Below are 18,152 nucleotides of genomic sequence, written 5' to 3'. Positions count from 1 at the left end.
TTAGAAACTACTCCGCCGGCCGGGTCTCGGCCAGCGCGCTCTCCTCGTTGAACAGGAAGCCGCCGGACTGCCGCTTCCACAGCCTGGCATAGAGCCCGTCGAGCCCGACCAGCTCGTCATGCGTGCCTTGCTCGACGATGCGGCCCTCGTCGAGCACCACCAGCCGGTCGAGTGCCGCAATGGTCGACAGCCGATGCGCGATGGCGATGACCGTCTTGCCTTCCATCAGCCTTGCCAGATTTTCCTGGATCGCCGCCTCGATGTCGGAATCGAGCGCCGAGGTCGCCTCATCGAGCACCAGGATCGGTGCATCCTTGAGGAAGACGCGGGCGATCGCCACGCGCTGGCGCTGGCCGCCGGAGAGCTTGACGCCGCGCTCGCCGACATAGGCCTCGTAGCCGATACGATCGCGATTGTCGCGCAGACCGAGGATGAACTCGTGCGCCTCGGCCTTCTTCGCTGCCGCGACCACCTCGGCGTCGGTCGCTTCCGGCATGCCGAGCTTGATGTTGTCGCGCAGCGAGCGGTGGAAAAGTGCCGTATCCTGGCTGACGACGCCGATATTGGCGCGCAGCGAATTCTGCGTGACCCTGGAGACGTCCTGCCCGTCAATGGTGATCTTGCCGCTCTCGAGGTCGTACAGGCGCAGGATCAGATTGACCAAGGTCGTCTTGCCGGCGCCGGACGGGCCGACCAGGCCGACCTTTTCGCCCGGCCGCACGACGAGGTCGATGCCGTCGAGCACGCCGGACCCCTTGCCGTAGTGGAACTCGACATTGCTGACGTCGATACGCCCGCCGCCGACGACAATCTCTTTCGCGTCCGGCGCATCAATCAGGCCGAGCGGCTGTGAGATCAGCGCCTTGGAGTTTTCCAGCACGCCGAGGTTCCGCAAGATGCCGTTGAGCTGCATCATCAGCCGGCCGAGCAGCATGTTCAGCCGCAGCACCAAAGACAGCGTGAAAGCCACGGCGCCGACTGTGATCGAACCCTCGACCCAGAGATAAACGGCAAAGCAGGCGATCGCCGTGATCATAATGCCCGACAGCATCGTCAGTGCCATGCGCACGCCGGTCAGCCTGCGGGTGAACGGGCGCAGCGCGTCGAGATAGATGTCGAAGCCGTTCCTGATGTAGCGGTCGTCGCCATCGGCCGAGAACAGTTTCAGCGTCTGGACGTTCGAATAGGAATCGACAAGGCGGCCGGTGATCATCGAGCCGGCTTCGGCGGTGGCTTCGGCATGCTTGCGGATCGCCGGCAAATAGCGCCTGGCCAGCAAGCCGAAGGCGGTAATCCAGATCACCACCAGCACCGCCAGCCGGAGATCGAGCCCGGCGACCAGCGCCAGCGTCGTTACCGTATAGACGACCATGAACCAGACGACCTCGATGAAGCTTTCCATCAGATCGCCGGTCGCCTGTCCCGCCTGCCAGACCTTGGTCGCGATACGTCCGGCAAAGTCGTTCTGGAAGAAGGCGTAGGATTGGCGCGAGACATGGCGATGCGCCTGCCAGCGCACCAGATTATAGAAACCCGGCGTGATCGTCTGCTCGTCGACCAGCGCCGACAGGCCGACGACGATGGTGCGGATGACCAGCACCACCGCGATCATGAAGACAAGTTCCGGGCCGGCGGCAGTCCACAACGCGTGCCAGCTGCGTTCGCCGGGAAGCTGGTCGAGGATGTCGACCAGCCGCCCGACGAAATAGAACAGTCCGGCTTCGACTAACGGCGCGATGCCGCCGATCAGCAGCATGGCGAAGAAGGCGATCTTCGCCTGCCCGACATAATGCCAGAGGAAACCCCTGACGCCGGCAGGTGGCCGAAGGTCCGCAGGCTCCCGGAATGGATAGACCCAGTTCTCGAACCAGCGGTAGATGGCAGTCATTCGGCGGCTTCACCCTTGACGAGTGCATCGTTGGCGGCTGCATCGTTGGCAGAGGGGCCGTCGTCGAGCAGGAAGCCGCCCGACTGGCGCTGCCAGAGCTGGGCGTAGAGCCCGCCGCTGGCAACCAGTTCCTCATGCGAACCTTCCTCGATGACGCGGCCCTTGTCCATGACGACGAGCCGGTCCATGGCGGCGATCGTCGACAGCCGGTGCGCAATGGCGATGACGGTCTTGCCTTGCATCAGTCTGTAGAGGTTCTCCTGGATGGCCGCCTCGGCCTCGGAATCTAGGGCGGAGGTCGCTTCGTCGAGGATAAGGATTGGTGCGTCCTTCAGCATAACACGGGCTATGGCGATGCGTTGCCGCTGGCCGCCGGACAATTTGACGCCGCGATCACCGACATGCGCGTCGAAACCCTTTCGACCGTTAGAATCCGACAATCCGGCGATGAAATCCAGCGCCTCGGCGCGCCGCGCCGCCTCGATCAGCATCTGGTCACTGGCGTCCGGCCGGCCATAGAGGATATTCTCGCGCACCGAGCGATGCAGCAGCGAGGTGTCCTGCGTGACCATGCCGATCTGGGCGCGCAGCGAGTCCTGCGTCACCGCCGCAATGTCCTGGCCGTCGATCAGGACCTTGCCGCTTTCGAGGTCATAGAAGCGCAACAGAAGATTGACCAGCGTCGACTTGCCGGCACCCGAACGGCCGACGATGCCGACCTTCTCGCCCGGCTTCACCGTCAGCGACAGGCTTTCGATCACGCCCCTCTGCTTGCCATAGTGGAAGCGGATGTCCTCAAAACGGATCTCGCCCTTGGTCACGGCGATATCCTTGGCGCCAGGCCGGTCTTCGACGAGGCGCGGCAGCGAGATCGAGGCGATGCCGTCCTGCACCGTGCCGATATTCTCGAACAGCGTGGACATCTCCCACATGATCCATTGCGACATGCCCCAGAGCCGAAGCACGAGGCCGATGACCAGGGCGACGGCGCCGATCGTCACGGCTTGGCCGAGCCACAGCCATAGCGAGATTGCGGTGACCGAAAACAACAGCAGCGAATTTAGGACGTAGAGCAGGCCGTAGAGCTGTGTCACCAGCCGCATCGACCGGTAGACTGTATCGAGAAAGCCGGCCATACCGTCCTTGGCGAAGGATGCCTCGCGCCGCGCATGCGAGAACAGCTTGACCGTCTGGATGTTGGAGTAGCTGTCGACGACACGGCCGGTCATGGTTGAGCGCGCATTGGCCTGCTCCTCGCCGACCTTGCCCAGCCGCGGGATGAAATAGCGCAACAGCAGGACATATCCGGCAAGCCAGACGGCAAGCGGCGCAGCCAGCCGCCAGTCTGCCGAGCCGACAATGAACAGCATGCCGAGAAAATAGACGACGATATAGTTGAGCACATCGATGAGCTTGATGACGCACTCGCGCACCGCGAGCGCGGTCTGCATCAGCTTGGTCGCGATCCGCCCGGCAAACTCGTCCTGATAGAAGCTCATCGACTGCTTGAGCAGGTAACGATGCACCTGCCAGCGGATACGCATCGGATAATTACCCATCAGCGTCTGCTGGTTGAGCAGCGAATGGAACCAGACCGTCGCCGGCAGCGCGAAAACCACGATGAAGGCCATGCCGACCAGCTTCAAGCCTTCGGTCTGCAGGAACGTCTCGCGATTCTGTCCGGACAGCCAGTCGACGATCCGGCCCATGAAGCCGAACATCCACACCTCGGCAAGGGCGATGGCCGTCACCAGTACCGCATCGAGAGCGATGTAGGGCCACGCGCCGCGCGTATAATGCACGCAGAAGGCGATCAGTGTCCGCGGCGGCTCGACCGGCTCCTTGGCAGGGAACGGATCGAGCCTTTTTTCAAACCAGCTAAACATAGAGATGCTCACAATACTGTTTCCGCTCACGCGGCACGCGAACGGACGAGGTGCCCAGACCGCATGGCGTCAAGGACCGGCGATACGGAATCGTCCGCCTCGCCGGTCCTGCTTCGCGCTATATAGGTTGTCGCGGGCCTTTCGCCGACAGTCTCGTTTGACGATGCTGACGACGTTTTGACGATCCGGATTTTCGCGCCGGTTTTTGCACCAGGCCGGATCAGCCTGATGATCCGGCGCACCAGCGACGGCCGGCTATAGTCCGGAACGGCGCGCGAGAAATCGACGTCCGGCAGCATGCCGCGATGCGGACGCCGGCGGGTCTCGGCGTGAACCGCCGACGAGTAGGTCTCGCCGATCAAAAGCGCCCAGGTCGCAGTCTTGCGCTCGTGCAGGCTTCTTGAGCCGGGTATTCTACAGGGATCGAACATCGGTCCGTCCTCCAGTTGAAGATGCAGGTAGAGGGGTGAACCAACCCAGGCCGCGGGCACGCGCGGCGCGGCAAAGGTGGCATCGGTCGAAGCGTGTTCAGGTGGGGCGTTCAGCCCCTTCCACAGCTTGAAAAACATCGCAGGATTCCTTCAAAGGCCGAAAAAGGTTTCGGCGGGAATCGGTGCGATTGAAGTCTAAAAGGTCAGGAGAATCGTCGTACCGAAACCGCCGTCGGGCTGGTAAGCCCACGAGAGGGGTGGTGGATGTGCATGGCCATCATGAATTACCCCTCCATCGGTTCGGGTTGACAATGCTGGCCGTATAACCGACTTCGCAGAAAATGACCACCCGCCAGTCCAGGAATTTCCAAAACCGCGAGAGCTCTGTGGCTGATCTGCCACTTATTAGAAAGACGCGGAAATGAACGACCGTCTCCGTATCGCGCTCTACCAGCCTGATATCGCCGGCAACACCGGGACAATCCTGCGCTTCGCCGCTTGCCTCGGTCTCGGCGTCGACATCATCGAACCGGCGGGCTTCCCGCTCGGTGACCGGGCGCTGAAACGGGCCGGCATGGACTACCTCGAAATGGCGGCGCTCACCCGGCATGTCGACTGGCACGCCTTCGAGGACTGGCGCAAGCTTGCCATGCGGCGGCTGGTGCTGCTGTCGACCAAAGCAGCTGCCGCCTACACGGATTTTGCCTTTGCCGGCGACGACATTCTCTTGTTCGGCCGTGAATCCGCAGGCGTGCCGGACGCCGTTCACGAGGCGGCGGGTGCGCGACTGATCATCCCGATGCAGCCCGGCGCGCGCAGCATCAACGTCGCGCTTTCCGTTGCGATGGTGGCGGCCGAGGCGATCCGGCAGCTCCGCTAGGATGTGTACGCGATCGCCGGCCGCAGCGACCAAGGCGTCGTCCTCACGCAACACTGCGTCCTCTCCGGTCATTCTCATCCAGACGCCCATCGCCTTCTCCTGCCGTTTGCATCTTCGAGGCTTCTTCGCTACAAGCTCAACTTAACTTGAGGTCAAGCGGAAAATCGGAGATGGCTGCGGCAACGGAATTAACAGTCGGCCAGGTGGCGATGCGCAGCGGCGTGGCGGTGTCGGCGCTGCATTTCTACGAAGCACGCGGGCTGATCCGCAGCCACCGCACATCAGGCAACCAGCGGCGTTACGGCCGCGACGTGCTGCGACGGGTGGCGATCATCAAGGTAGCGCAGGAGGTCGGCATTTCGCTGGCCGAGATCGGCACAGCCCTTCGATCATTGCCTGAAGGCCGGACGCCGACGCGCGAGGATTGGAACCTGCTTTCGACGGCTTGGCGCGACGACCTCGACCAGAAAATTAGTCAGCTCAAGAAGCTGCGCGACGGGCTGAGCGACTGCATCGGCTGCGGCTGCATGTCGATCGACAAATGTCCGCTGCGGAATAAGAACGACAGGCTGGCAAGGGACGGCGCGGGCGCCCGCAGGCTGGTCGTGCGTTGAAGGCATGACGGTCTGGACGGCTTCAGCGAACTTATCCTGTCCGTTAGTCACTGTACAGTCTTGTGAAGTTCATGTGCCCGTGCTTGATACGCCCCTGCAACTAACCTTGGGGGGCAGGATTGAAATTTGCATACAAGACTTACGCCGCGTTGCTTGGCGCCATTGTGTTGGCTGGATGCATGCCGAGCGAAGGTGAATGGAATACGGCAAGGACTTTGGTTCAGGGCAGTCCTGCCATGTATAAGAAAGTGCTTACGGAATGCATCAGGCATTCGGAGCAATCGCCTCTCAGTTCGAAGCAGGAAGCTGGCAAGATCATGAATGTCAGCGCAGCCGCGGCGCCACGTGTCTGGTGCGGAAGAACCGTGCGGGCCTTCGCGAATGGGCGCCTGACGTATGCCGAGATGAAACGAGCGCATCTTGGAACGGGCGACAGAAGCGTGTTTATCAAGATCGTTCAGGGCAGATGAACTAGCCCTGATACGTTCAGCCTCGAGACCGGAGCGTTAATCCGCCGCCGGCAGCCGCCTGATGGTGAATTCGATGACGTCGCCCGGCCGCTCGAACCAGCTTTCGATCTCGGTCCAATAGGCCTGCTTAGGAAAGCGCTCGAACCATTCCTTCGCCTTGAGACGAGCATCGGAGCGCGGCAGCACGAAGGTCTCGCGCAGGAAGCCGTCGCGCGGCATGCGCGCGTTCTCGGCGCGCGAACGGTCGAGCCTCTTCTTCAGGCCATCCAGCGGCGGTCTTGCCGGGGTGCGCACGAAAGAACTCCATGCACACTTGACCCTTGCACCCAAGAGATTAGGGATCGCGGCCGGAAAAGACGAGTCATTTGTCGGGCGCGCCCGCAACCGGAGACAGGATTTGCAACGACCCGAGATACCGGCGGGGCTGCCAGCCGACATCGAACAGAAGAAGACGAAGGCACGGCTGTGGTTCGAGACGTTGCGCGAGCGCATCTGTGCCAGCTTCGAGCAGATCGAGCAGGACCTGCAGGGGCCGCAGGCTAGCTGGTCGCCCGGCCGCTTCGAAAAGACGCCGTGGCAACGCGATGCCGGCAAGGGCGGCGGCGGTATCATGTCGATGATGCACGGCCGCGTCTTCGAGAAGGTCGGCGTCCACACCTCGACCGTCCACGGCGAGTTCTCGCCCGAATTCAGGAAGCAGATGCCGGGCGCCGAAGAGGACCCCTCCTTCTGGGCAAGCGGCATTTCGCTGATCGCCCATCCGTGGAACCCTAACGTGCCGGCCGTGCATATGAACACGCGCATGGTCGTCACCTCGCGCCAGTGGTTCGGCGGCGGCGCCGACCTGACACCGGTGCTCGACCGCCGCCGCAGCCAGGACGACCCCGACACGATCGCCTTCCACAGAGCGATGCAATTTGCCTGCGAGAAGAACGCGGCGATCGCCGACTACGTGAAATTCAAAGCCTGGTGCGACGAGTACTTCTACCTGCCGCACCGCGACGAGCCACGCGGTACCGGCGGTATCTTCTTCGACTGGCTGCATTCGGATGAGGACAAAGGCGGCTGGGACGCCGATTTCAACTTCGTCCAGGACGTCGGGCGATCTTTTCTCGTCGTCTACGGACATCTGGTGCGCGCCAACTTCAATGACAACTGGACCGATGGCGACCGTGACGAGCAGCTCATCCGCCGCGGCCGTTATGTCGAATTCAACTTGCTTCACGATCGCGGCACCATCTTCGGGCTGAAGACCGGCGGCAATGTCGCCTCGATCCTGTCCAGCCTGCCGCCAGAAGCGAAATGGCCGTAAAATCTCGGTGAGCACGACGTGAGCCGCAATCGGGTCCAAATCCCCAGAATTTGACGGCGAATGTGGCGCAAGGCGCGCCAGAAAATATCTTTTTCGTCTAATATATCATTGTAAAGATTGGGCTATTTGTCGCGTCGGGTCGGGAAACGCCGGCGGTTCTTTACTCCCGAGAGCCGCGACCCGACGTGACCGGACGGCCCATGATTGAATGGGGCACCTTTCCCAAGCGGTGCCCGCATTTTCCAGGAGAGCATGCCATGCGCAAGCTTATTATGACCGCAGCCGCCGCTGCCGTTCTCGCCTCTGGTACTGCCGCATTCGCTGCGGTCAAGCACACCACCGGCACGATCAAAAGCTTTGATGGAACGGCGATGAGCCTAGTTCTGGATAACGGAGCCACCTTTACGTTGCCCCAGACCTTCAAGGATCCTGGCCTGAAGGTCGGCGAAAAGGTCCGCGTCACGTGGGATATGAGCGGCAAGGATAAAATTGCCGAGGCAGTCAAGATCGTGAAGTGATGTCCTGCCCGCTGGAGCAAGACGAGGTCTTACTCCTGGGTAGCGTAAGAGGGCGGAGCAGCGATGCTCCGCCTTTTCGCAACCCGATCACTAGAGGGCCGCGTGTCGGCTTGGACGCACGGCACTCTAAGGCAACCAAAACCGTTCGATCGTGTTATGCTAAGCTGGCCAGCGTGTAGCCCGGATACCGGACGCGGTTTCCGGATCGCGCAGTCAAAGGTCTGGAGCTTCCGTGTCATTGCGCGGCGCGGCGCTCCAAGGAGGAAATGAGGAGAAGCCGATGAAGGAATTCCATTGCGGGTCGCTCGTACCCGGCTGCGAGTGGCACACACGCGCCGAGGAGGAGGCTGAGGTCATGCGCCGTGCCGTCGAGCATCTGCGCGAGACGCACGGCGAGACGGTGATCCGCGAGACGATGATCGAGGCGATCCGCTCGCGCATCGAAAAGGTCCGCGACGCAGCGTGACGGTCAGGATTCGAGTGCCTCCGCGGCGCGCTTGAGCAGCGCGCCGCGATCAAGCGCAAAACCGGACTCGACCCATTCCTTTTCGAGATTCTTCAACGTTGCACCAAGCTTCGGCCCCGGTGATGCGCCAAGCGTCGTCAGATCGGCGCCCTTGACCGGAAAAACAGGGTTTTGCCATTTTGCAGCGAAGGCAAGCAGGCGCGAGAAGCCGCCGGCTTCGAGCAGTGCGTCATTGTCTTCGACCGCGCGGGCTCGAGCGGAAGCGAGCAACAGCCGCAACCGATCGACAAAGCCTTGGCGGTCGCCAAAATAAAGCCTTTTCGCCAACTCTCCTTCGGTCGTTTTCGGATCGACGGCAGCCGTGATCGCCCAATTCCGCAGCCGGCTTGCTTCGCTCACGGAAAGCCTCAATCTCTCGGCAAGCGTTTTCATGCGCGCGGCATCCGGCGGCACGATGGCTTCCAGCCTGAGCAGCGGGTCCGGCGCCCAGGCCAGATCCTTCTCGGTCTTGGTCAGCCCGTGGATGGCATCGATGCCCCATTTCTCGCTTTCCGGCAAAACGGCGGTCAGAACGCCGGCCTGGCGCATCCACAGCAGCGCCCGCGACGGATCTGGCGCTGACAGCAATTTCTTCCATTCCCACCAGACGCGCTCGACCGAGAGCTGGTCGAGCCCCTGCTTCAGCCGGGCACAAGCCTTCAACCCTTCGGCATCCGGCCTGCCGTCGCCATACCATGCGAAGAAACGGAAGAAACGCAGGATGCGCAGATAATCCTCGCGGATACGCGCTTCCGGATCGCCGATGAATCGCAGCCTCCGCGCTTCGATATCGGCGATACCGCCGACCAGATCGACGACCGTTCCATCGGCTTCGGCATAGAGTGCATTGATGGTGAAATCACGCCGCTCAGCGTCGGCTTTCCAGTCGCGGCCGAACGACACTTTGGCGCGCCGGCCGTCGGTTTCGATATCGGCACGCAGCGTGGTGACCTCATAGGCCTTGCCGTGGCCGACCGCGGTGACTGTGCCATGCTCGATGCCGGTCGGTACCGTCTTGAAGCCTGCCGCCTCGGCGCGCCGGATGGTTTCCTCGGGCACCGTGGTGGTGGCGATGTCGATGTCGGCGACCGGCTGGCCCATGAGCGCGTTGCGCACCGCACCGCCGGCGACACGCGCCTCCTCGCCGCCATCAGTCAGCGCGGCGAGCAGGCGCTGCAGGTGGCGTTCGCCGAGCCACCCGGCCTTGCCCGCGATCGACACTGGATCGCTCACGAATAGAGCCTTTCATAAAGCGTACGGATGATGCCCGCGGTGACGCCCCAGATGCGCTGGCCGCTATAGGGCATCTCGTAATAGAACCATTCGAGGTCGTTCCACATGCGACTGTCTCTGGTGTGGTTGGCGGGGTCCATCAGAAAGCCCAGCGGCACCTCGAAGACGGCATCGACTTCGTCGGAATTCAGCGTCAGGCTGAAACCGGGCCGCACAATCCCGAGCACCGGGGCGATGCGATAGCCGCTGCCGGAAACGTAGTCCGGCAGACGGCCGATGATCTCGACGTAATCACTATCGAGACCGATCTCCTCGGATGTCTCGCGCAACGCCGCCGCTTCCGGGCTCGCATCGGTTGGATCGATGGTACCACCGGGGAAAGCCACCTGCCCCGAATGGTTGCGCAGCTTTTCCGCCCGCCTTGTCAAAAGGACCGTGGCTTCATGGCCATGATCGACCACCGGGATCAGCACGGCGGCATCGCGCAGCGCCTTGGCCAGCTTCAGCCTGGGATGGCCCGGATTGAAGCGGTGGTCGCCAAAATCATCGCCGGCATGCGCCAGCGGCTGCGCCGCGACGCGCTGGCGAAACCCGGCAGCGGAAAACGGCAATGGCATCACCTGATCCATCATAGGCGATCCGTCATGCGCTCAGCCGTTTCAGTTTCTCAGCCGGCATGATTGGATAGACCTCGCCTTTGGAACGGACGGCAAACATCGTCTTGCCACCGATGTCGATCTCTTCGCCGTGCTCGACCAATTCGTACATCACCGGCCGTGCCACCAGCGCCTCCAGCCGCCCGCGCACCAGCACATAAGGCTTCAGGCCACCTGTCTCGTCCTCATCGACGAAGCGCAGCGGGTGTCCCGCCCCAGCCTCTACCACGTCGCCGACATTGGTGCGAAAGGTGACGATTTGTCCGTCGCCGGCGCCCGACACGTCCATCTCGACGGCAATGAAGGGCGCGTCGGCGACGCGGATGCCGACCTTTTCCACCGGCGTCACCAGGTAGGTTCTACCGTCCGCGTCCTTGCGCAGCACTGAGGAAAAAAGCTGCACCAGCGGCATCCGGCCGATCGGCGTTCCCAGATAGAACCAGGTGCCGTCCTGCTTGATTTCCATGTCGAGATCGCCGCAAAATGCCGGATTCCAGCGTTCCACCGGCGCCGGCCCCTTGCCAGCGCGCGTCGCGCGCGAGACCAGCGCCTCCAGTCCGCGCGCCTCGGTCGCGGCCGTCAGGCTCTCTTCACGATGGTCGGCGGCTTCCGTCATGGTCACGAAATAGTCACTGTTGTTCCGCTTGTCAGCCTAAGTCTGTGATTTAAGTTCATTGCAGGCGCATGCGAGGCCGAATCGCGGCATTCTCTGCGGCACCAAGGTGCCAAGCGGTGTCCAACAGAAGGATCGATGCTGCATGAGCGTTATGATCAAGGAAAGCCCAATCAGCGAAAAGGACATGGTGGCGCAGGCCGAGAAAGCGCTGGCCGACATTTCGAGGGTCCGTGACGGCGTCGGCCGGGTCATTTTCGGCCAGGAAAGCGTCGTCGAGCGCACGCTCGTCGCATTGCTGGCCGGCGGCCATGCACTGCTGGTCGGCGTGCCCGGCCTCGCCAAGACCAAGCTGGTCGAAACGCTGGGCATCGTGCTCGGCCTCGATTCGCGCCGCATCCAGTTCACGCCCGACCTGATGCCATCGGACATTCTCGGCTCAGAGGTGATGGAGCAGGATGAATTCGGCAAGCGTTCGTTCCGCTTCATTTCCGGGCCGATCTTTGCGCAACTGCTGATGGCCGACGAGATCAACCGCGCCTCGCCACGCACCCAGTCGGCGCTGCTGCAGTCGATGCAGGAATACCACGTCACCATTGCCGGCGTGCGCCATGATCTGCCGTCACCGTTCCACGTCCTGGCGACGCAGAACCCGCTGGAGCAGGAAGGCACCTATCCGCTGCCGGAAGCGCAGCTCGACCGCTTCCTGATGCAGGTCGATATCCTCTACCCCGAGATCGAGGCGGAGCGCCGCATCCTGCTGGAAACCACCGGTATCGAGGATGCCAAGGCTGAAAACGTGCTGCAGCCGGCGCGGCTGAAGGACATCCAGACGCTCATCCGCCGTATGCCGGTGCCGGAAAGCGTCGTCGAGGCGATCCTCAAGCTGGTGCGCTCAGCGCGCCCCGGCCAGGGCAACGCCGATACCGACAAGCACGTCGCCTGGGGCCCAGGCCCGCGCGCCAGCCAGGCGCTGACGCTGTGCACCCGCGCCCGCGCCCTCTATGACGGCCGGCTGGCGCCGTCGGTCGACGACGTCCGCGCGCTCGCCGAGCCGGTGCTGCAGCACCGCATGGCGCTGACCTTCGCCGCCCGCGCCGAGGGCACCACGGTTCGCGATGTTGTGGCGAAGCTCGCGAAAGGGATTTGATGGCGCGCATCGGTGAAGCGCAGGCACCGGCAGCGACGCGCGATGCGCTCGCCAGAGGCCGGTTGCGGGCTTCGTTGGTGCCGGACCTGCTGGTCGAGGCGCGCCGCATCGTCAACACGGTAATTGCCGGCTGGCATGGCCGCCGCAAGCGCGGTATCGGCGAGAATTTCTGGCAGTTCCGGCCCTATGTCGAAGGCGATTCCTCGCGCATTGACTGGCGCCGTTCCGCCCGCGACGATCACACCTATGTCCGCGACCGTGAATGGGAGGCCGCCCACACGGTGTGGCTGTGGGCCGATCCCTCGCCTTCCATGCTCTACAAATCGACCGGAGCCAGCGTTCCCAAGGAATCGCGCGCCCTGGTGCTGGCGCTGGCCATGGCCGAGCTTTTGTCGCGCAGCGGCGAGCGCATTGCCTGGCCGGGCCTGACCGACCCGTTCACCGCCCGCAATGGCGCCGAGCGCATCGCGGCGCAACTGATGCACGCCGCCGACCTGCCGGCAAAGCCCGACCTATCCGGCATTCGCCGGTTCTGCGACATCGTCCTCGTCAGCGATTTCCTCGACCCGGTCGAGGACACCATGGCGTGGCTGGACGTGCTCGCCCGCCACGGCGTGCGCGCCCATCTGGTCGAGGTCGCCGATCCGGCCGAGGAAAGCTTCCCCTATGCCGGGCGCACCGAATTCACCGATCCTGAGACCGGCGACAAGCTGACCGCCGGCCGCGCCGAAATGCTGGGCGAGGAATATCGCCTGCTTTATGCCGCCCGCCGCCAGGAACTGGCCGCCTGGTGCAAACGGCTTGGCTGGAGCTTTACCGTCAATCATACCGATCGCCTTGCCTCCGAGGCGCTGGTGCGCATCCACATGGCGATGACCGGCGAAGGCGCCTTTGCCGGGAGGGCCCGCGCATGAGTTGGCTGCCGCTCTCCTTCGGGGCGCCGATCGTGCTGTGGGGCCTGCTGGCGCTGCCGGTGATCTGGTGGCTTCTGCGGCTGACCCCGCCCAGGCCGCAAACCGAGGTGTTTCCGCCGCTCAGGATTCTCGCCCGCGTGCTGAGGCGCGAAGAAACGCCGCAGCAGAGCCCTTGGTGGCTGACGCTGCTCAGGCTGCTGATGGCCGCGCTTGTCGTGGCAGCACTTGCCGAACCGGTCTTCAATCCGCGCGAAAAGCTGCCGGCCGAGGGCGCTGCCCTGGCGCTGGTGATCGACAATGACTGGGCAAGTGCCGCCGACTGGGGCAAGCGGGTCGCCACCGCCGAGCGGCTGATCGCCGATGCCAATTCGAACGGCGTGCCGGTGCTCATCGCTTTCACAGCCGAGAAGCCGAATGCCGAGATCGGTCCCTTCGATGCCGCTGCCGCGCTCGACCGGCTGCGCGCGGCAAAGCCGCGGCCGATCCCGACCGACCGCCCCGCCGTCTATGCCCGCGTCGCTTCAGCCTTGGAGTCGCTGCCTGGCGCCAGCGTCGCGGTGCTCGCCGATGGCTTGGCGGCGCAAGGCGACGAAGCCGCCTTCAACACGTTGTTGTCGAAGAACGCGGCACGTGTTGTCTGGGCCGTCTCCGACCGGCTGTCGCTGACCGGCCTGACCGGCGCCGACAACCAGGTCGACGGCTTCGCCCTGACCGCCATCCGCGCACCGGGCGATCCGGCACCTGCACAGGTGACGGCCGGCGCCTTCGACGACAAGGGGCGCCGCATTGCCGACGCGACGCTGACCTTTGCCCCGGGCGGAACCACCGCCACCGGCACGGTGGCGGTGCCGTTCGAACTGCGTAACGACTTCGCCTACATCGCGCTCGATGGCGAGCGCCAGGCCGGTGCCGTCCGCGTGCTCGATGAGAGCTCAAAACGCCGCCGCGTCGGGCTGTTGTCGCAGGCCGAGGCCGACCAGGCGCAACCGCTGCTGTCGCCGCTCTACTACATCCGCCGCGCCCTGCAGCCGTTCGCCGATCTGGTCGAGCCGTCGAGCGTCGATCTCGCCGACGCCATCCCGCAACTGCTCGACCAGAAGCCGGCGATGATCCTCATGGCCGATGTCGGCACCATTCCGGAACAAGCGCGGCAAAGGCTGGTTGACTGGGTCGACAAGGGCGGCACGCTGGTGCGTTTTGCCGGTTCGCGGCTGGCCGCTGCCGGCAATGACGACGACCTGCTGCCAGTTCGGCTGCGCACGGGCGAACGATCGCTTGGCGGCGCGCTGTCATGGACGGCGCCGCAGCCGGTCACCGAATTCCCGAAAACCGGTCCCTTCGCCGACCTCGCGCCGCCCACCGAGGTCACCGTCACCAGGCAGGTGCTGGCCGAACCGACGCCCGACATCGTCGAGCGCACCTGGGCCACGCTTGCCGACGGTACGCCGCTGGTGACCGGGATGAAGAAGGACAAGGGCACCCTCGTACTGTTCCACGTCACCCCCGAGGCGACGTGGTCCAACCTGCCGATCTCCGGCAGCTTCGTCGAGATGCTGCGGCGCATCGTGCAATTGTCGCGCAACCAGGGCGCGGCTGTCGCCAATGCCGAGGCCGCCGCCACGTCGCTGGCACCCTATCGTATGATCGCCGCCGACGGCACGCTGGTGCCGCCGACGCCGGATGCCAGGCCGCTGGTGCCCGGCGCCGGCCCGCTGCCGGTGACGCTGGAAAACCCGCCCGGCCTCTACGGCTCCGAGACTGGAGTGTTCGCTCACAATCTGCTCGGCGGCGACAGCGCATTCAGGCCGCTGGCCCGGCCTGAAATCACGGTGCCGGTCACCACCATCCAGTATGCCTTCGACGAGCAGCACAACCTCAAAGGTCCGCTTGTCACGGCCGCCCTGGTGCTGATGGTGCTCGACACGCTTGCCGTATTCTGGATGGGCGGCCTGTTGTCGCGCCGGCCGCGCCGTGCCGGCGCTGCGGCGACGGCAGCCGTCCTGCTGATTGCGCTCGGCGCCTTGATTGGCCACGCGGACGTCGCGCGTGCCGACGACGCCAAACCGGGAGATACGGAGGCGATCGGGGACATTTCAAAGACCCGGATCGCCTACGTGCTGACCGGCGAGCCGGGTGTCGATTCGATCAGCCGCGCCGGGCTCGAAGGCCTGACCCGCTTTCTTATCGAAAAAACCGCGCTCGAACCCGGAGCACCGGCCGGCGTCGACATCTCGAAGGACGAACTTTCCTTCTATCCGCTGATCTACTGGCCGATCGATCCCTCGGCCCCGATGCCCAGCGAGGCCGCCATCGCCCGCATCGACGCCTACATGCAGCAGGGCGGAACGGTCTTGTTCGACACCCGCGACCAGTTCGCCAATGGCATTGGTGCGGATTCGACCAGCCCGGCGACGGAGCGGCTGCGCGACATCCTCGGCAACCTCAACGTGCCACCGCTGGAGCCGGTGCCGTCGGACCACGTGCTGACCAAATCCTTCTACATCCTTCCGGAGTTTCCTGGCCGTTTTGCCGGCAGCCCGCTTTGGGTCGAGGCATCGCTCGAAGCCAGCAACACCGAGAACCGCCCGGTGCGCACCGGCGACGGCGTTTCGCCGATCATGATCACCGCCAATGATTTCGCCGGCGCCTGGGCGGTCGACGAGAATGGCGACCCGCTATTGCCGACGGTGCCGTCGGATCCGATGCAGCGCATCTATGCGCTGCGCGCCGGCGTCAACATCATGATGTATATGCTGACCGGCAACTACAAATCCGACCAGGTGCACGTCCCGGTGCTGCTCGAACGGCTGGGGCAATAGACCATGAACTGGTCGCTCGCCTTCGAACCGCTCATCACCTGGCCGCTGCTCGCCGTGGTTCTGGTGCCGCTGCTGCTGCTGGCGCTGGCCGGCCTTTGGTTTCGCCAGCGCGGCGCGGTCTTCCGCCTGACAGCCCTGATTGCGCTGGCTGCGGCGTTGCTCAATCCGGTGTTTCTCAACGAAGAGCGCGAGCCGCTGAAAAGCATCGTCGCGGTCGTCGTCGATCGCAGCCAGAGCCAGGATATCGGCGACCGCACCAAACAGACCGATGAGGCGTTGGCCGGGCTTCAGCAGCGTCTCGGCCGCTTCAAGCAGTTCGACGTCCGTGTCGTCGAGGCCGGCAAGTCCGAAGCCGCCGACGAGCGCACCGAGACGCGGTTGTTTTCCTCACTCGAAAATGCTTTCCGCGACGTGCCGCCGTCGCGCATCGGCGGCGCCATCATGATCACCGATGGCGAGGTGCATGACGCGCCGCCCGGCGCACCCGACTTCAATGCCCCGCTGCACGCGCTGATTACCGGCAACGAGCATGAGAAGGACCGCCGCATCCGCTTCGAGAATGCGCCGCGCTTCGGCCTCGTTGGCAAGCCGCTCGACATGACGTATCGTGTCATCGCCACCAACAACGAGACCGGCCCGGTCGATGTCCGCGTATCGGTCAACGGCGAGCAGGTATCGGTCGAGCACGCCAACATCGGCCAGGCGATGCCGCTGCAGGTGACCATTCCCAGCGCCGGGCGCAACATCGTCGAACTCGCCATCAACCACGAGCCGGGCGAACTCACCGACACCAACAACCGCGCCATCGCGCTGATCGACGGCATCCGCGAAAATCTGCGCGTGCTGCTTGTTTCCGGCGAACCGCATGCCGGCGAGCGCACCTGGCGCAATTTGCTGAAATCCGACGCTTCGGTCGACCTCGTGCACTTCACCATCCTGCGCCCGCCGGAAAAGCAGGATGGCACGCCGATCAACGAATTGTCGCTGATCGCCTTCCCGACGCGCGAGCTGTTCGTCGAGAAGATCAAGGATTTCGACCTGATCATCTTCGACCGCTATCAGCACCGCGACGTGCTGCCGATCCTCTATTACGACTACATCTCCGAGTATGTCGAAAAGGGCGGCGCGCTACTGATCGCGGCAGGCCCCGAATATGCCGGCGAAAGCTCGATCGCCCGCACGCCGCTGATGTCGGCACTGCCGGCAATGCCGACCGGCGAGGTCATCGACAAGGCCTTCTACCCACGTCTCACCGATACCGGCCAGCGTCATCCGGTAACGCGTGGGCTCGACGGCTCCGCGACCGAGCCGCCGCACTGGAGCCGCTGGTTCCGCACCATCGGCGTCGAGAACCCCGAGGGCGAGGTGGTGATGAAGGGTGCCGACAACCGGCCGCTGCTACTGCTCGATCGCAAGGGCGAAGGCCGCGTCGGCATGCTTTTGTCCGATCAGGGCTGGCTGTGGGCGCGCGGATTCGAGGGCGGCGGCCCGCACGTCCAGCTCTACCGGCGCATCGCCCACTGGCTGATGAAGGAGCCCGAACTCGAGGAAGAGCGGCTGACCGCCGACGGCCGCGGCATGGTGCTGGAAATCCGCCGCCAGACGATGAGCGACGATCCCGGCCCGGCGCAAGTCATCACGCCGTCCGGCAAGGCACTGATCGTCAGGCTCGAGAAATCCGAGCCAGGCGTCTTCCTCGGCAGCGTCGAGACCAGCGAAATCGGTCTCTATCAGGTCGGCAATGGCGACCTGACGGCATTGGCCCATGTCGGGCCGGTCAACGCCCCGGAATTCACCGACGTCGTCTCCACCGAGAACCGGCTGAAACCACCGGCTGAGGCAACCGGCGGCAGCGTTCGCCGGCTGGCGCCGGCATCGGCCATTGGCAACCTGACCAGCACCGTCACGCTGCCATCCGTAGTCCCGGTCCGTTCCTCGGGCGCGGCTTCCGGCAATGACTGGATCGGCCTGCGCACCACCGACGACAGCGTGCTCAAGGCCGTCTCGCGCGTGCCGCTGTTCGGCGGCTTCCTCGGCCTCGGCCTGCTGCTTCTGGCGATGGGCTCGATGTGGTACCGCGAAGGGCGGTAACGCGGTTTATCCTTCTCCCCTTGTTGTGGGAGAAGGTGGATTGGCGCGCAGCGCCAAGACGGTTGAGGGGTGCTGGACGGAGTGCCGTCCTTGCCAAGCTGGAACACCCCTCATCCGACCGAGCTTCGCTCGGCCACCTTCTCCCACAAGGGGAGAAGGAAGAAAGCGAACC

17 protein-coding genes are annotated in these 18,152 nt (G+C 64.0%); 10 read left to right on the top strand and 7 right to left on the bottom strand.

Going from position 1 to position 18,152, the window contains the following annotated elements; translation table 11 throughout:
• Positions 1 to 7: 7 nt before the first annotated feature.
• Genes NKI47_RS00905 through NKI47_RS00895 form a run of 3 tightly spaced genes read right to left on the bottom strand, consistent with a single transcriptional unit; the run spans position 8 to position 4,343 of the window.
• Positions 8 to 1,888: an ABC transporter ATP-binding protein gene (locus NKI47_RS00905; protein WP_352568015.1), complete on the bottom strand. Its 1,881-nt coding sequence runs from the start codon at positions 1,886 to 1,888 to the stop codon at positions 8 to 10.
• Complete coding sequence (locus tag NKI47_RS00900; protein WP_352586762.1) at positions 1,885 to 3,774, bottom strand: ABC transporter ATP-binding protein; 1,890 nt, start codon at positions 3,772 to 3,774, stop codon at positions 1,885 to 1,887. Before NKI47_RS00900 ends, NKI47_RS00905 begins: the two co-directional genes overlap by 4 nt.
• Positions 3,775 to 3,800: 26 nt before the next feature.
• Positions 3,801 to 4,343: a hypothetical protein gene (locus NKI47_RS00895; protein WP_352586760.1), complete on the bottom strand. Its 543-nt coding sequence runs from the start codon at positions 4,341 to 4,343 to the stop codon at positions 3,801 to 3,803.
• A gap of 283 nt (positions 4,344 to 4,626) precedes the next feature.
• On the opposite strand from NKI47_RS00895, the gene NKI47_RS00890 reads away from it, so the two are divergent.
• The 3 genes from NKI47_RS00890 to NKI47_RS00880 all read left to right on the top strand — a co-directional run bounded on the left by NKI47_RS00890 (position 4,627) and on the right by NKI47_RS00880 (position 6,169).
• The gene (locus NKI47_RS00890; protein ID WP_352586758.1) at positions 4,627 to 5,085 is read left to right on the top strand and encodes a tRNA (cytidine(34)-2'-O)-methyltransferase; all 459 of its coding nucleotides are present in this window, start codon (positions 4,627 to 4,629) and stop codon (positions 5,083 to 5,085) included.
• A gap of 170 nt (positions 5,086 to 5,255) precedes the next feature.
• The gene (gene soxR, locus NKI47_RS00885; protein ID WP_023679485.1) at positions 5,256 to 5,699 is read left to right on the top strand and encodes a redox-sensitive transcriptional activator SoxR; all 444 of its coding nucleotides are present in this window, start codon (positions 5,256 to 5,258) and stop codon (positions 5,697 to 5,699) included.
• Between the two features lie 119 nt (positions 5,700 to 5,818).
• Positions 5,819 to 6,169 carry a hypothetical protein gene (locus NKI47_RS00880; protein ID WP_156937440.1) on the top strand — a complete coding sequence of 117 codons (351 nt, stop codon included), beginning with the start codon at positions 5,819 to 5,821 and terminating at the stop codon, positions 6,167 to 6,169.
• 36 nt (positions 6,170 to 6,205) lie between these two features.
• Here the strand turns inward: NKI47_RS00880 and NKI47_RS00875 are convergent, their stop codons facing one another.
• Positions 6,206 to 6,463, bottom strand: a complete 258-nt coding sequence (locus NKI47_RS00875; protein ID WP_023679487.1) for a hypothetical protein — start codon at positions 6,461 to 6,463, stop codon at positions 6,206 to 6,208.
• A 103-nt stretch (positions 6,464 to 6,566) separates the two neighbouring features.
• On the opposite strand from NKI47_RS00875, the gene hemF reads away from it, so the two are divergent.
• The 3 genes from hemF (at position 6,567) to NKI47_RS00860 (ending at position 8,465) form a co-directional block, all read left to right on the top strand.
• Positions 6,567 to 7,481: an oxygen-dependent coproporphyrinogen oxidase gene (gene hemF / locus NKI47_RS00870; protein WP_023679488.1), complete on the top strand. Its 915-nt coding sequence runs from the start codon at positions 6,567 to 6,569 to the stop codon at positions 7,479 to 7,481.
• A gap of 257 nt (positions 7,482 to 7,738) precedes the next feature.
• Positions 7,739 to 7,999, top strand: a complete 261-nt coding sequence (locus NKI47_RS00865) for a DUF1344 domain-containing protein (protein ID WP_023679489.1) — start codon at positions 7,739 to 7,741, stop codon at positions 7,997 to 7,999.
• Between the two features lie 280 nt (positions 8,000 to 8,279).
• Positions 8,280 to 8,465 carry a DUF1059 domain-containing protein gene (locus tag NKI47_RS00860; protein WP_023679490.1) on the top strand — a complete coding sequence of 62 codons (186 nt, stop codon included), beginning with the start codon at positions 8,280 to 8,282 and terminating at the stop codon, positions 8,463 to 8,465.
• Between the two features lie 3 nt (positions 8,466 to 8,468).
• Here the strand turns inward: NKI47_RS00860 and NKI47_RS00855 are convergent, their stop codons facing one another.
• The 3 genes from NKI47_RS00855 to NKI47_RS00845 are packed head-to-tail and all read right to left on the bottom strand — an operon-like array spanning position 8,469 to position 11,009.
• On the bottom strand, positions 8,469 to 9,737 hold the full coding sequence (locus NKI47_RS00855; RefSeq protein ID WP_352586756.1) for a CCA tRNA nucleotidyltransferase: 1,269 nt from the start codon (positions 9,735 to 9,737) through the stop codon (positions 8,469 to 8,471).
• A complete protein-coding gene (locus NKI47_RS00850; protein ID WP_352586754.1) occupies positions 9,734 to 10,366 on the bottom strand; it encodes a CoA pyrophosphatase in 633 nt (210 codons plus the stop codon). Before NKI47_RS00850 ends, NKI47_RS00855 begins: the two co-directional genes overlap by 4 nt.
• Positions 10,367 to 10,379: 13 nt before the next feature.
• Positions 10,380 to 11,009, bottom strand: a complete 630-nt coding sequence (locus NKI47_RS00845; RefSeq protein WP_352586939.1) for a DUF1285 domain-containing protein — start codon at positions 11,007 to 11,009, stop codon at positions 10,380 to 10,382.
• Positions 11,010 to 11,151: 142 nt separating this feature from the next.
• Between NKI47_RS00845 and NKI47_RS00840 the strand changes: the two genes are divergently transcribed.
• From NKI47_RS00840 to NKI47_RS00825, 4 genes are read left to right on the top strand one after another with little or no spacing between them, the layout of a single operon-like run.
• Positions 11,152 to 12,156 (top strand): AAA family ATPase, encoded by a 1,005-nt coding sequence (locus NKI47_RS00840; protein ID WP_352450525.1) that lies wholly within the window; start codon positions 11,152 to 11,154, stop codon positions 12,154 to 12,156.
• The gene (locus NKI47_RS00835; RefSeq protein ID WP_352456454.1) at positions 12,156 to 13,070 is read left to right on the top strand and encodes a DUF58 domain-containing protein; all 915 of its coding nucleotides are present in this window, start codon (positions 12,156 to 12,158) and stop codon (positions 13,068 to 13,070) included. Before NKI47_RS00840 ends, NKI47_RS00835 begins: the two co-directional genes overlap by 1 nt.
• Positions 13,067 to 15,889 carry a DUF4159 domain-containing protein gene (locus NKI47_RS00830; protein ID WP_352586751.1) on the top strand — a complete coding sequence of 941 codons (2,823 nt, stop codon included), beginning with the start codon at positions 13,067 to 13,069 and terminating at the stop codon, positions 15,887 to 15,889. Before NKI47_RS00835 ends, NKI47_RS00830 begins: the two co-directional genes overlap by 4 nt.
• A gap of 3 nt (positions 15,890 to 15,892) precedes the next feature.
• Positions 15,893 to 17,980: a hypothetical protein gene (locus NKI47_RS00825; protein WP_352456452.1), complete on the top strand. Its 2,088-nt coding sequence runs from the start codon at positions 15,893 to 15,895 to the stop codon at positions 17,978 to 17,980.
• Positions 17,981 to 18,152 lie beyond the last annotated feature (172 nt).

It is taken from the genome of Mesorhizobium sp. M0633, from assembly GCF_040320645.1.
Lineage (GTDB): Bacteria > Pseudomonadota > Alphaproteobacteria > Rhizobiales > Rhizobiaceae > Mesorhizobium.
Note: the sequence above shows the minus strand (reverse complement) of the source record. Positions and strands in the feature narration are given on the sequence as shown.